Source organism: Pseudoxanthomonas sp. 134C1, assembly GCF_057773065.1.
The window spans coordinates 289,196-303,331 of record NZ_JBYMTH010000002.1 but is presented as its reverse complement, the minus strand read 5'-3'; the positions used below and the strand labels follow the sequence as shown (position 1 = coordinate 303,331).

Annotated in this window: 10 protein-coding genes and 2 tRNA genes; 11 read left to right on the top strand and 1 reads right to left on the bottom strand. The window is 65.7% G+C overall.

Translation table 11 applies throughout. The features are described 5' to 3' along the window. Window positions 1-240: 240 nt before the first annotated feature. From AC3DEZ_RS05250 to AC3DEZ_RS05200, 11 genes are all read left to right on the top strand, one after another. On the top strand, window positions 241-2,829 hold the full coding sequence (locus AC3DEZ_RS05250) for a TonB-dependent receptor (protein WP_488387286.1): 2,589 nt from the start codon (window positions 241-243) through the stop codon (window positions 2,827-2,829). 125 nt (window positions 2,830-2,954) lie between these two features. Further along, the gene (locus AC3DEZ_RS05245) at window positions 2,955-3,458 is read left to right on the top strand and encodes a CinA family protein (protein ID WP_488387285.1); all 504 of its coding nucleotides are present in this window, start codon (window positions 2,955-2,957) and stop codon (window positions 3,456-3,458) included. Window positions 3,459-3,489: 31 nt separating this feature from the next. Then, window positions 3,490-5,175 carry a 2-polyprenylphenol 6-hydroxylase gene (gene ubiB / locus AC3DEZ_RS05240; protein WP_488387284.1) on the top strand — a complete coding sequence of 562 codons (1,686 nt, stop codon included), beginning with the start codon at window positions 3,490-3,492 and terminating at the stop codon, window positions 5,173-5,175. A gap of 86 nt (window positions 5,176-5,261) precedes the next feature. Beyond that, window positions 5,262-5,903 carry a transcriptional repressor LexA gene (lexA, locus tag AC3DEZ_RS05235; protein ID WP_488387283.1) on the top strand — a complete coding sequence of 214 codons (642 nt, stop codon included), beginning with the start codon at window positions 5,262-5,264 and terminating at the stop codon, window positions 5,901-5,903. Window positions 5,904-6,071: 168 nt separating this feature from the next. Further along, window positions 6,072-7,109, top strand: coding sequence for a recombinase RecA (gene recA, locus AC3DEZ_RS05230; RefSeq protein WP_447101651.1), 1,038 nt, complete (start codon window positions 6,072-6,074; stop codon window positions 7,107-7,109). Between the two features lie 62 nt (window positions 7,110-7,171). Continuing rightward, complete coding sequence (gene recX, locus AC3DEZ_RS05225) at window positions 7,172-7,666, top strand: recombination regulator RecX (RefSeq protein WP_488387282.1); 495 nt, start codon at window positions 7,172-7,174, stop codon at window positions 7,664-7,666. Between the two features lie 107 nt (window positions 7,667-7,773). Then, on the top strand, window positions 7,774-10,422 hold the full coding sequence (gene alaS, locus AC3DEZ_RS05220; protein WP_488387281.1) for an alanine--tRNA ligase: 2,649 nt from the start codon (window positions 7,774-7,776) through the stop codon (window positions 10,420-10,422). Window positions 10,423-10,571: 149 nt separating this feature from the next. Beyond that, window positions 10,572-10,781, top strand: a complete 210-nt coding sequence (gene csrA, locus AC3DEZ_RS05215) for a carbon storage regulator CsrA (protein ID WP_141453448.1) — start codon at window positions 10,572-10,574, stop codon at window positions 10,779-10,781. Between the two features lie 75 nt (window positions 10,782-10,856). Next, a tRNA-Ser gene (locus tag AC3DEZ_RS05210) sits at window positions 10,857-10,949 on the top strand. Between the two features lie 307 nt (window positions 10,950-11,256). Continuing rightward, complete coding sequence (locus AC3DEZ_RS05205) at window positions 11,257-11,643, top strand: BlaI/MecI/CopY family transcriptional regulator (protein ID WP_488387280.1); 387 nt, start codon at window positions 11,257-11,259, stop codon at window positions 11,641-11,643. Window positions 11,644-11,645: 2 nt separating this feature from the next. Then, window positions 11,646-13,355: a M56 family metallopeptidase gene (locus AC3DEZ_RS05200; protein WP_488387279.1), complete on the top strand. Its 1,710-nt coding sequence runs from the start codon at window positions 11,646-11,648 to the stop codon at window positions 13,353-13,355. A gap of 586 nt (window positions 13,356-13,941) precedes the next feature. Here AC3DEZ_RS05200 and AC3DEZ_RS05195 read toward each other — a convergent pair. Next, window positions 13,942-14,018 (bottom strand) — tRNA-Arg (locus AC3DEZ_RS05195). Between the last annotated feature and the right edge of the window lie 118 nt (window positions 14,019-14,136).

Genomic DNA, 14,136 nt, shown 5'->3' with positions numbered 1-14,136 from the left:
ACTCCACACTTTCCCGGAAGGGCGGTAATCGATTTTCCGCACGGTCGTGCTTATTTCCCCGTGCAGGATGCGCTTTCTGCGTATGGGTGCGCTGCAAAATGCTTCGTCGCGGTGAGGGGTGCTAGCTTCCCTCGCACAGGGGGCGCGCCACGAGCGCGCAAATGAAATCAGCAGTCGCAAGGCAGGTCCGAATATCGCAGTCGATTGATCACATCCGACATGACCCGGGGAGGGGAACACATGGTCGTCGCCAAACCGCAGCATCGCGCACTCGCGCTCGCCATTTTCGCCGCACTGTCCGCCAATCTGCACGCGCAGGAAGCCACGCCATCCCAGGCCAAGCCCGACGAGGAGGCGACCACGCTGGCGACCATGACGGTCACCGCGCAAAAGCGCGAGGAGGCAATGCAGGATGTGCCCATCATGCTGACGGCGCTGCCGGAGCAACTGCTGCAGGACGCCGGCGTTTCCGACATCAAGGACGTGCAACTGCTGGTGCCGGGCCTGCATGTCAGTTCGACCACCAACGAATCGCAGACCACGGCACGCATCCGTGGCGTCGGTACCAACGGCGACAACGCGGGCCTGGAGTCGGCCGTGGGCGTGGTGATCGACGGCGTGTACCGGCCGCGCACGGGTGTCGGCTTCGGCGACCTGGGCGAACTGGAGCGCATCGAGGTGCTGAAGGGGCCGCAGGGCACCGTGTTCGGCAAGAACACTTCGGCCGGCGTCATCAACGTCATCACCCGCCGCCCGAGCTACACCCAGAGCGCGGAGGGCGAGCTGACCTTCGGCAACTACGGCGAGTTCGGCATTTCCGGTGGCTACAACGACGCCATCAGCGACCATGCCGCTTTCCGCATCTATGCCGCCAAGCGCACCCGCGACGGCGTGACCGATGTGAATACCGGGACCGGACCGCGCACGCGGCGTGAGGACAGCAACCGCGACTTCCGCACCCTGCGCGCGCAGTTGCTGTGGGAACCGAACGACGATCTGGACTTCACCTTCATCGCCGACTACACCCGCCGCGACGAGAACTGCTGCGTCGGCGTGACCACCGTGCGTGGCCTGACCGCCAACATCCTCGACGCGCTGGCCGGCGGCGCCGGGCGCGCGATCATCCCGGTGGCGGATCCGGAGCGGCGCCTGGCCTACAGCAACCGCGGCACCGAGCAGAGCGTGCTGGACAAGGGCTTCTCCACCCAGATCGACTGGAACACGCCCTGGTTCAACGGAGCGACGCTGACCTCGATCACCGCCGCGCGCGACTGGCAATCGGTCAACGCGCTGGACTTCGATTTCAGTGGCGCGGATCTGCTGTACCGGCGCAACAACTTCGATGACTCCTCGACCAAGTTCAAGACCTTCAGCCAGGAGCTGCGCCTGACCGGCAGTACCGACAAGCTCGACTGGATGCTCGGCTTCTTCTACTCGGACGAGGATCTGGAGCGCCACGACCAGTACATGATCGGCCGGCACTACGAGACCTACCTGTCCACCGCGCTATTGAGTCTGTTCGCCCGCCAGCTCGCGCCGCTGGGCATCACCGTCAACACCGCCAATCCATTCACGTTCGCGTCGCAGGCCACCGGACGCCCGTTCGGCAGCGTGTTTCCCGGCGAGAGCGAAGGCGCGCACGACACCTACAACCAGAACGCCAGGACCGCCGCGTTGTTCACCAACAATACCTGGCACGCCACCGACCAGTTGGCGATCACGCTCGGCCTGCGCTACACCCACGAGAAGAAGGAGCTGGATTCGGTCTATACCAATCCGAACGGCAGCCTGGGCTGCGCGGCCGCACTGGGCACCCCGGCACGGGTGGTGGGCGCGCTGATGGCGCGCGGCATTCCGCAGGCCGTGGCGCAGCAGCTTGCCCCGACGGCGATCGGCTACATGTGCCTGCCGTGGGCCAACGTCGCCCACAACGGCCGCCATACCCGGCAGGATCGCTCCGAGAGCGAATGGTCCGGCACGCTTAAATTCGCCTACCGCTGGAACGACCACCTGATGACCTATCTGTCCGGCGCGCGCGGTTACAAGGGCGGTGGTTTCAACCTGGACCGCGTGCAGTCGAACACGGGTTTGTCCAGCGGCACCGCCGGCATCCTGCCGGTCAGGGACACCTCGTTCCCGGGCGAGTTCGTCGACAGCTACGAGCTCGGCGCCAAGTCCACCTGGCTCGACGGCAACCTGCTGCTCAACGGCACCCTGTTCTACCAGGAATTCACCGACTTCCAGCTCAACAGTTTCCTCGGCACCAGTTATGTGGTGCGTTCGATTCCCAAGGTCACTTCCAAGGGCATCGACGCCGAAGTGCTGTGGCAGACCGGACTGGATGGCCTGATGCTGCAGGCCGGCCTGACCTACGCCGATACCCGCTACGGCGATGACAAACCCACTTCGGAATTCGTCGCTCCCGGCGGTACCCTGTACAAGCTGCCGGGCAACCACATCAGCTTCGCACCGCTGTGGTCGGGCTCGGCTTCGGTGACCTACCAATGGGATTTCGGCAGCAGCCTGATCGGCCGCTTCAACATCGGCGCCAAATACATCTCCGAGCACAACACCGGTTCGGACATGGACATCGAGAAGATCCAGGAGGGCTACACACTGGTCAACGCCCGCATCGGCTTCGGCGCGAAGAGCAAGCGCTGGATGGTGGAGCTGTGGGGACAGAACCTGACCGACGAGACCTACCAGCAGGTCGGCTTCGACGCCCCGCTGCAGAACTTCTCGCCGACGCCGGGGGATCCGACCAACTCGTTCAATGCGTTCCTCGGCGCGCCGCGCACCTACGGTGTGACTTTGCGTGTGACGTACTGAAGCACGGCGACTTCGCTGGCTGGACGCACGCACCCGCCCGGTTCCGGGCGGGCGCGTGCCGATGGCGGGCAGACAGGGGCGCCGAATTCGGCTAAAACGGGGGCTTCTCCCCCCGAGCCTTGCCGATGTCGACCGTGGCCGCCACTCCTTCCGACGCCGAACTGCGCCAGCAGGCCGAACTGATCGGCGATCGCCTGCGCGCAGAGCACGACCACCTGGTGACCGCGGAAAGTTGTACCGGCGGCTGGATCGCCAAGACGGTGACCGACATCGTCGGTTCCTCGGACTGGTTCGACAGCGGCATGGTGGCGTACAGCTACGAAGCCAAGCAGGCCTTGCTGGGCGTGCGTCCGCAGACTCTGGAAACCCATGGCGCGGTCAGCCGCGAGACGGTCATCGAGATGGTGTCCGGCGCGCTGGTCAATTCCGGCGCGAGCGTGGCCGTGGCGGTGACCGGCATCGCCGGCCCGGGCGGCGGCAGCGAAGGCAAGCCGGTGGGAACGGTCTGGATCGGCTGGAAGCGCCGCGGCGGCTATGCGCGCGCGGAGGTGTTCCTGTTCGATGGCGATCGCGATGCGGTCCGGCGCCAGACGGTGGCGGCCGCGCTGCAGGGGCTGGAAAGGCTGTGATGGCGCGGGTGGGCAGGGAAGGGTGACGCTGATGTGGGAAACCCTCGGAGCGGTACGCGATCTGGGGCGGTTGCAGGAAATCGCCTCGGTCCTGATCCGCAACGGTTTCGGCGACATGGTCCGCCGCATCGGCCTGGCCGGCGCATTGGAACGAGCCGGCCGACTCCTGCATTGGCAGCATGCGGAGGACGCGCTGCGAATGGAGCCGCCCGAACGCTTGCGCCGCGCGCTGGAAACCCTCGGCCCGACCTTCGTCAAACTCGGACAGGTGCTGGCCACCCGCATCGATCTGCTGCCGTCCGAATGGATAGCGGAACTGAGCCGGCTGCAGAACGCGGTACCGGCGTTGCCCTACGAGGTGATCCGCCCGCAGTTGATCGAGGATCTCGGCGACGCTCCGGAAAACGTCTTCGCCCGGCTGGATCCGGAACCGCTTGCGGCCGCTTCGCTGGCACAGGCGCATCGCGCCTGGCTGGATGACGGCCGCGCGGTGGTATTGAAGGTGCGTCGGCCCGGCATCCGCGAAGTGGTCGAGGCGGATCTGCGCCTGCTGGCGCGATTGGCCGAGATCATCGAGGCCCAGGTACCGGATCTGCGCCGCTACCACCCGGTCGGCATCGCGCGGCAGTTCGCCGCTTCGTTGCGCGCGGAGCTGGATTTCGCCGGCGAATGTCGCAACGCCGAACGCATCGCCCTCAATTTCCAGGATCATCCCGAGGTGATGATTCCCGCAGTGCACTGGCAATGGACCAGCGAGCGCCTGAGCGTGCAGGACTGGGTGGACGGCATTCCCGGCTGCGATCTGGCGGCGGTGGACGCGGCCGGCCTGGATCGCCATGCGCTCGCCCGCACCGGTGCGGCGATCGTGCTGAAGATGGTGCTGGTGGATGGCCTGTTCCATGCCGATCCGCATCCGGGCAACATCTTCTACCTGCGCGACGGGCGCATCGGGTTGATCGATTTCGGCATGGTCGGCTGGGTGTCCGAACAGCGCCGTTTCCAGGTGGCCCGCCTGCTCAACGGACTGGTCGGCGAGGACCCGGAAGCCGTCACCGACATCCTGCTCGACTGGACCGAGGGTGATGCGTCGGTCGATGAAACCCGCCTGCAGGCGGACGTCGGCGTGTTCACCGATCGCTATCGCGGCGTGCCGCTGAAACAACTGAGGATGGGGGCCATGCTCACCGACGTGGCCGCGCTGCTGCGCCGGCATGGCCTGAGCCTGCCGCCGGATCTGGCGTTGATGATCAAGGCGTTCCTGACCCTGGAAGGTCTGGGCCGGCAACTGGATCCGGAATTCGACATGGCCAGCGAGGCGCGCCCCTACCTGGAACGCGCCATCCTGGATCGCTACTCGCCGCGCGCGGTCGCCCGCCGCGGCCGGCGCAGCCTGTCCGGGGCACTGGATCTGGTCGGGGACATGCCACGCGATCTGCGCCGGTTGCTGCAGGCCGCGCGCCGGGGCCGCCTGCGCGGACAAATCGACATCACCTCGCTGAAAGCCTTCGGCGACCAGCTCAACAGCGCCGCCAACCGGCTGACCATCGGCGTCGTCACCGCCGCGCTGATCATCGGTTCCTCCATCGTCATGAACAGCGTGGGGGGCGGTACCTCCAACCGCTGGCTCATGGCGATGGGCGTGCTGGGTTTCGTGTTCGCGGCGATGACCGGGGTCTGGATCGTGCTGTCGATCTGGCGGAGTGGCCGCAAGCGCTGAGCCCGGCGCGGGATGGCCGGGAAGCGGGAGTTCCAGGATCCCGGAGGGCTTGCCAAGCCGGTTTGTTAGTAGTAATACTACTAACCATGGACCTGACCGATACCCAGCAAGCCATCCTTGCCCTGATCGCCGAGCGCATCGAGGCCGAGGGCATGCCTCCCTCCCAGACCGAGATTGCCCGGGCTTTCGGCTTCAAGGGCGTACGGGCGGCGCAGTACCACCTGGAGGCCCTGGAACAGGCCGGCGCCATCGAGCGGCTGCCGGGCCGCGCCCGCGGCATCCGGCTGCTCAAGGCGCCGGTACTGCCGCAGCCGGAACTGGCGTTCCCGTCCGCCAACGAGGACGGACTGCGGATTCCGGTCCTTGGCCAGGTCGCGGCGGGTGCGCCGATTGGCGCCGACGCCGGCCATCACGACTATGTCCTGCTGGATCGCGCTTTCTTTGCCCCGGCACCGGATTACCTGTTGCGCGTGAAGGGCGATTCGATGCGGGACGAGGGCATATTCGATGGCGATCTGATCGGCGTGCACCGGACCCGGGACGCACGGTCGGGACAGATCGTGGTGGCCCGGATCGATGACGAAATCACGGTCAAGCTGCTGAAGGTCGGCAAGGATCGGATCCGCCTTCTGCCGCGCAACCCGGACTATTCCCCCATCGAGGTCCAGCCCGACCAGGATTTCGCCATCGAGGGCCTTTATTGCGGCCTGGTGAGGCCCAATCGGTGACATGCCGACACGTTTCCGCGGGTTTGTCCGACGCCATGGCATCGGATTTCCTGATGGCTGACCTGCGGTCACCGGCCTTAATTTCAGATTCCCCGGGACTGTCGCAGCCTGTGCGATCCGCCCCCGCTAGCCTTGCATTCAACGATTGATTCTTCTGAGGAACCGATGATGGACGAGAACAAGAAGCGCGCCCTTTCCGTGGCCCTGACCCAGATCGAGCGCCAGTTCGGCAAGGGCTCGGTCATGCGCATGGGCGACCGTGTGATCGAACCGATGGAAGTGATTCCGACCGGCTCGCTGATGCTCGACATCGCCCTCGGCATCGGCGGTCTGCCCAAGGGCCGCGTGGTGGAAATCTATGGACCGGAATCCTCGGGCAAGACGACCCTGACCCTGCAGGCCATCGCCGAGTGCCAGAAGCAGGGCGGCACGGCGGCTTTCATCGATGCCGAGCATGCGCTGGATCCCATCTATGCCGCCAAGCTGGGCGTCAATGTGGATGACCTGCTCGTGTCGCAGCCGGATACCGGTGAACAGGCGCTGGAAATCGCCGACATGCTGGTGCGCTCGGGCTCCATCGACATCGTCGTCATCGACTCGGTCGCCGCGCTCACGCCGAAGGCGGAAATCGAGGGCGAGATGGGCGACCAGCTGCCGGGCCTGCAGGCCCGCCTGATGAGCCAGGCCCTGCGCAAGCTGACCGGCAACATCAAGCGATCCAACACCCTGGTGGTCTTCATCAACCAGCTGCGCATGAAGATCGGCGTGATGATGCCGGGCCAGAGCCCGGAAACGACCACTGGCGGCAACGCACTGAAGTTCTACGCCTCCGTGCGCCTGGACATCCGCCGCATCGGCGCGATCAAGAAGGGCGACGAGATCATCGGCAACCAGACCAAGATCAAGGTCGTCAAGAACAAGCTGGCGCCCCCGTTCAAGCAGGTCGTCACCGAAATCCTCTATGGCGAGGGCATCAGCCGCGAAGGCGAACTGATCGACATGGGCGTGGAAGCCAAGCTGGTCGAGAAGGCCGGCGCCTGGTACAGCTACGGCAGCGAACGCATTGGTCAGGGCAAGGACAATTCGCGGACCTTCCTGCGCGAGAATCCGCAGATTGCAGCCAGACTGGAAGGCGAACTGCGCGAGAAGTTCCAGCCGGCCGAAGCCTCGCGTAGCGAGGGCGATGACGCGGCTCAGGATGACTGAATCGTTCGGCGGGGAGAACGACCCGGAACAGGGACCGGCCTTCCGGCTTGACAGGTGGAATGATGAGCAGTGATGAGGAGCCGGGTACGCCGCGACGGCGGCGACCACGGGCCGAGCAGACCCCGGTCCAACGGGCGCTGGGGTTGCTGACCCGCCGCGAACATTCGCGGCGGGAGCTGGAACGCAAGCTGGCCTCCCGTGGCGTCGCCGAGGAAGAGGCCAGGGCGGTGGTGGAACGGTTGGCCGGAGAAGGCTGGCAGGATGACCGCCGGTTTGCGGAGTTGCTGGTCCGCAGTCGGGCCGGCAACGGTTATGGGCCACTCCGCATCCGAGCGGAGCTGGCCACCCATGGGCTGGATCGCGAAGCCATCGCGGCGGCCATGGACACTTTTGATGGCGACTGGACCGAAACGGCGCGCGACCTCGTCCGCCGCCGTTTCGGTCCGGGCGGCTTGAGTGACCTGGAGGGGCGGCGCAAGGCCGCCGACTTCCTGATCCGGCGAGGATTCGACGGCGGCAGCGTCCGCGCGGCGACCCGGCTGGACTGGGAGGACTGAACCCGCCGGGCCTGTTAATCTAAGGCATTGGGTTGCTTCGACCGGCCCGCGCCCGCATCTGTGGGGGACGCGGCGTCCGGATGCGCCCGTCAGCCAATGCCAGCCAGATGACCAGCTCCCCCAAAATCAGCACCCGCCAGATCCGCCAGGACTTCCTCGATTTCTTCCACAGCAAGGGCCATACCATCGTGCCGTCGGCGCCGCTGGTGCCGGGCAATGATCCCACCCTGCTGTTCACCAACTCGGGCATGGTCCAGTTCAAGGACGTGTTCCTGGGCGCGGAGAAACGCAGTTACGTGCGCGCGGCGGACGTGCAGCGCTGCCTGCGCGCCGGCGGCAAGCACAACGATCTGGATTCGGTGGGCTATACCGCGCGCCATCACACCTTCTTTGAAATGCTGGGCAACTGGTCGTTCGGCGATTACTTCAAGAAGGAAGCCATCGCCTGGGCCTGGGAGCTGCTGACCGGGGTCTGGAAGCTGCCGAAGGAACGCCTGTTGGTCACGGTCTACCACACCGACGACGAAGCCTTCGAGATCTGGAACAAGGACATCGGCATTCCGGCCGAAAGGATCGTCCGCATCGGCGACAACAAGGGCGCGCCGTTCGCTTCCGACAATTTCTGGCAGATGGCCGACACCGGCCCCTGCGGCCCGTGTACCGAAATCTTCTACGACCACGGCGACCATATCGCGGGTGGTCCGCCAGGCTCGCCCGACGAGGATGGTGACCGCTTCATCGAGATCTGGAACCTGGTGTTCATGCAGTTCGACCGCCAGCCCGACGGCACCCTGGTGCCGCTGCCGGCACCTTGCGTGGACACCGGCATGGGCCTGGAGCGCCTGACCGCCATCCTGCAGCACGTCCACAGCAATTACGAAATCGATCTGTTCCAGGCGCTGATCGAGAAGGCCGCCGAACTGACCGCCACGCAGGATCGCGAGAACAAGTCGCTGCGGGTCATCGCCGATCACATCCGCGCCTGCAGTTTCCTTATCGTGGATGGCGTGCTGCCTTCCAACGAGGGACGCGGTTACGTGCTGCGCCGGATCATCCGCCGCGCCCTGCGCCATGGCTGGATGCTGGGCGTGCGCCAGCCGTTCTTCCACAAGATGGTGGGCACGCTGTCCGGGCTGATGGGCGACGCCTATCCCGAATTGCCGGCCGCGCGCGAACTGGTCGAACGTGCATTGAAAGCCGAAGAGGAACGTTTTGCCGAGACACTGGATTCGGGCATGCGCATCTTCGACGACATCGCCGCACGCGCCCAGGGCGTGATTCCCGGCGTCGATGCCTTCCGTCTTTACGACACTTACGGTTTCCCGGTCGATCTGACTGCCGACATCGCCCGTGAGCGTGGCCTGACCGTGGACATGGCCGGTTTCGAGACGGCGATGGAGCAGCAGCGCGAAACCGCGCGCGCCGCGGGCAAATTCGCGTCCAGCGCCAGCCTGCCCGCGGATCTGGTGGCGCAACTGCAGCCGACCGGATTCCTTGGCTATGAGCAATTGGACGCGGGTGATCTGCGCGTCGTGGCGTTGCTGAAGGAAGGTCGCCCGGTCGACACGGTCGCAAGCGGCGACGAGGCGCTGGTGATCCTGGATCGCACGCCGTTCTACGCCGAGTCTGGCGGTCAGGTCGGCGATGTCGGTCGTCTGGTCGGGTCCGACGCGGAATTCGCGGTGGCCGATACGCAGAAACTTGCCGGCCAGTTCCATGGCCACGTGGGTCGGATGACCCGCGGCAGCCTCAAGGTGGGCGATCGGATTGGCGCGAGCGTGGACGCGCAGCGCCGTGCGGCCACCATCCTCAATCACTCGGCGACCCATTTGCTGCACGCCGCCTTGCGCGAAGTACTGGGTACCCACGTGCAGCAGAAGGGTTCGCTGGTGGCACCGGATCGCCTGCGCTTCGACTTCTCGCATTTCCAGGCGATCAGTGCGCAGGAACTGGCGGAGGTCGAGCGGCGGGTGAACGCGGAAGTCCGTGCCAACCACGAAGCCGAAGTGCATCACATGGGCATGCAGGAAGCGCTGGATTTCGGTGCGATGGCGCTGTTCGGCGAGAAGTATGGCGAGCACGTCCGGGTGTTGCGGATGGGGGATTACTCCACCGAACTGTGCGGCGGCACGCACGTGGGCCGGACCGGCGACATCGGACTGTTCAAGATTGTCAGCGAGGGCGGCGTCTCCGCGGGCGTTCGCCGCATCGAGGCGGTGACCGGGCAGGGCGCGCTGGATCATGTCGATGCCGAAGAGCAGCGACTGGAGCAGGCGGCCGAACTGCTGGGTGGCAATGCCAACGACGTGGTCGACAAGATCCGCGCCCTCACCGAGCGGCAGAAGAAGCTGGAGCGTGAGGTGGAGACCCTCAAGGCCAAGGCGGCCTCGGGTGCCACCGCCGATCTGGCGGGCTCGGCGCAGGACGTCAACGGCATCCGCGTGCTGGCTTCGCGGCTGGAGGGCTTCGATGCCAAGGCATTGCGCGATGCGATCGACCGGCTCAAGCAGCAACTGGGCGATGCGGTGATCGTCCTGGCGGGCACCGGCGACGGCAAGGCCGCCCTGGTCGCGGGGGTAAGCGGCGCTGCCGCGGGCAAGGTCAAGGCCGGGGAACTTCTGTCATATGTCGCCAGTCAGATTGGCGGCAAGGGCGGTGGCCGTCCGGATCTCGCCCAGGGTGGTGGCGAGGACGGGCCCGCCCTTGTGTCTGCCCTCAAGGGTGTGAACGATTGGGTTGCCCAACGCCTGCAATGAGCCCGACCGGCCGCGCGCCCGCGCTTGCGGGCGCGTGCTTCGGCCCGTACCATGATTCACGACGATGAACCTATCTGGAAGCTTCCTCGCGTCCAGCGATGCAGGAACGCTGCCCCGGCCTTAATCTTGCCGGATTCAGGAGAAGAAACATGCTGATTTTGACCCGCCGAGTCGGCGAAACCTTGATGATCGGTGATTCGGTCACGGTGACCGTGCTCGGCGTGAAGGGCAACCAGGTGCGCATCGGTATCACCGCGCCCAAGGACGTTGCCGTGCACCGCGAAGAGATCTACCAGCGCATCCAGCGCGGCGAGGAAGCGGGCTCCGCTTCCCACAACGACGATTCGTCCTCGAGCTGATTTCCGTTTGCCGCCGAACCGGTCTGCCGTTATCCTATGCGGCCGCCGCTGTTCGGCCGCGGTGGAACATTTCCCGGAGTGATGCCCGAGAGGCCGAAGGGGCTCCCCTGCTAAGGGAGTATAGGGTCAAAAGCCTTATCGAGGGTTCGAATCCCTCTCACTCCGCCAGTCGTACCAGAACCCCGCTTCGGCGGGGTTTTTGGTTTTCGAAACACGTGTCGCCTCATCTGTCCGCTGACTGGAAACGCCGGCATGTCTTGTCTTCCCGCGCATATTTGATGCCGTGTCGGGAACGATGCCGGGCCACGTCGGTGCGCGCGATCATCCCGAGGCCTGTCGTTCTCTTTTTCCAGAGAGGGGAGGTATCCGTCGGGAACCCGGCGCATGCGCCACCCCTGCCATTGGTCAGGCTTGACTACAATTGTAGTCACGGCTAGTTTGACTACATCTGTAGTCAAATCGGTGGAGGGCAGCGATGGCGCGCAAAAGCATCGGGGACCAGGAACTGGCCCTGCTCCAGTATGTGGGGCAGCAGGGTGATGCGTCGGTCGGGGAGGTCGCCGCCGGTTTCGGCGAGGCGCAGGGCCTGGCGCGCTCGACCGTACTGACCATGATGGAGCGGCTGCGGGCCAAGGGTTACCTGAGGCGGCGGCATGCGGGGGGAGTCTACCGGTACTCGGCGACCGCAGGCGAAGACGACGTGGTACAGGGCGCGGTGGCGGCCTTCGTGGAAAGGACCCTGCGGGGATCGGTCAGTCCCTTCGTGGCCTGGATGTCCAACCGTGGCGAGGTCAGTGACGAGGAACTCGCCGAGCTGGAAGCGCTGGTCGCGCGTCTGCAGTCCAGGCGGCAGGAGGAGTGATCATGGACGCGTTCATTGCAGCGTGCCTGGAACGCCTGGTCGCGACCAGTGTGCAGACCGTGGTGCTGGTGGCCATGGTCTGGGGGCTGTGCCGTCTGGTGCCGCGGATGCCGCCGGCGACCCAATGCTGGTTGTGGTGGCTGGTGGCCATGCAGGCCCTGTCGGGACTGGTCGCGCCACCGTTGGAGCTGCCATGGCTGGCACCGGCGACCACCGCGGTCGAATTCGTCCCGGCCGTGGCGGGGGGGAAAGCGGTGGCGCCCGTGGTGATGGCCGCTTCCGCGACCGCAATCGAGTTCTCCTGGCAGGCCGTCCTGGTGGCGTCATGGCTGGCCGGGGTGTTGGTCGTCGCGAGCGTGACGCTGCGTGACTGGCGGCGCAGCCGTGAGCTCCTGAAGCACGCTACGCCTTGCACCGACGATGCACTGGTCCGGGCGATGGCGCTGGCCGCCGAGGCGCACGGACTCCGCCGCGCACCGTGCCTGCGTGTTTCCGATCGCATCGATTCCCCGCAGTTGGTGGGACCGTGGCGACCGGTCCTGCTCCTGCCGGCGGGGAGGGGGCTGGGTGGCGACGACCTGGACATGGCGTTGACCCATGAACTGGTGCACCTGCACCGGCGCGATCTCTGGTGGGGATGGGGGCCGACCCTCGCCCGTCATCTGTTCTTCTTCCATCCCCTCGTCCATTTGGCGGTGCGCGAATACGGCATCGCCCGGGAAGCCGCCTGTGACGCGGTGGTGGTGGCGGGGGACCACCGTTGCCGGCAGGACTACGGCCGCCTGCTGGTGCGGCTGGGCACATCGACTTCGCTTCGCACCGGCCTTGCCAGTGCTTCTCCCACTTTCCTCAGCCTCAAAAGGAGATTGACCATGCTGCAGAACACCACTTCCTTCCCGCGAGCCGGTTCGTTCGTCCTGCTCGCGCTGGTCGCCGTTGCCGGCGTGATGCCGGTGCGGCTGGTGGCCGCCTCCAGCGATGGCGCCGCCGTCATCGTCCCGGCCGCCACCGCGATGGCCGCCAGCCCGGATGCCACCGCCACTGGAACGACGGTCATCCAGGCGAGCACGTCGCTGGTCAGCACGAAGAGCGGCGAGAGCGAAGTCTCCGGGCAAATCCACCTGTCCGAATCGGGGCCGGACCAGGCATACGTGCGCATCAATGGCAATGACGAACGTACCGTGATGAACGGTTCCACCGATGATCTGGAAGAAGCGCGCCGCGCGGTGGGTGGTCAGGGGCAGGCGTTGTGGGTCAGGCAGGGAAGCGCGCGCTACCTGATCCAGGATTCGGGGACGCTGCAGCGTTTCGATGCGCTGATTGCGCCCATCCGTCAGTTGGGCGAGCGGCAGGGGGAACTGGGGGAACGCCAGGGACGGTTGGGGCAGCAGCAGGGCAAGCTGGGCCAAGAGCAGGGCGAACTGGGACAGCGGCAGGCCCGTCTTGCGCTGGCTGCGGCGCAACGTGCACTGGAGGGCACTTCCCATGATGAATCATCGGCGGAACATCGCGAACAGGCGGACATCAATGCCCGCCAGAAAGCCTTGGGCGAACGGCAGGAGGCGCTGGGCCGCCAGCAGGCCGAACTGGGGCGGCAACAGGGCGATCTCGGTACCCGCCAGGCCGAAGCGACCCGACGCGCCAACGATGGATTGAAGCGCCTGCTGGATACCGCGCTCGCCAGTGGCGTCGCTCAGCGCATCGGGAAGTGAGGGCGAGCGAACCCCTCCCGCTCCACTCGATTCGCGCCCTGAAAAACCTCGCCTCGGCGGGGTTTTTCGGTTTTCGGGCCTTCGCCGACTGTCCATTTGCCATCACCGGCGCTTGCTCGCCGGGGGCGACACACACGCATCAGGCTCGCAATGATGCCGATGTGCCCGCACCGACAGCCTCGGCGGGATCGGGGAGGCAGCGTCGTTCAAGCCCAGGCATCGGTTGCGCCCCAAACATCGGCAACGACGGCGATATCACCTTCCTCCGCCCGCATCCAAAACCCGGCGCCGGCAAAGCCGGACTGGACGGCTTGCGCGTATCCGCCGGCCACGACTGGCGGGTAGTGAACGAGCCCTGCAAAGGTATGTCCGGTAGCTGGCAGAAGACGAACCGCTGAAATGGCTGAGGGAATGACGATGGCGATTCAGGCCATCACTTGAACGGGTTGTGGACCGCGCACGGTCGCCCCGCGTGCCGCCTCGTCCTTGCATCCGAAGGGGAGGAGAAGGTCGGACGGTCGCATCGAGTTCCCAATGCTCCGGACATAAAAAAACAGGCAGACCGAAGTCTGCCTGTTCTTGCAAATGGCGCGCCCGGAGAGATTCGAACTCCCGACCGCCTGGTTCGTAGCCAGGTACTCTATCCAGCTGAGCTACGGGCGCGTTGCGTTAGAGGCGGAATTCTGCACGATTCGATTTCGGGCGTCAATCATTTTTCCGTAACGAATTTCCCTGGCCGATACCCCCGCGGCACAGGACGCGCGGTTCCCCGGGGAGCTTT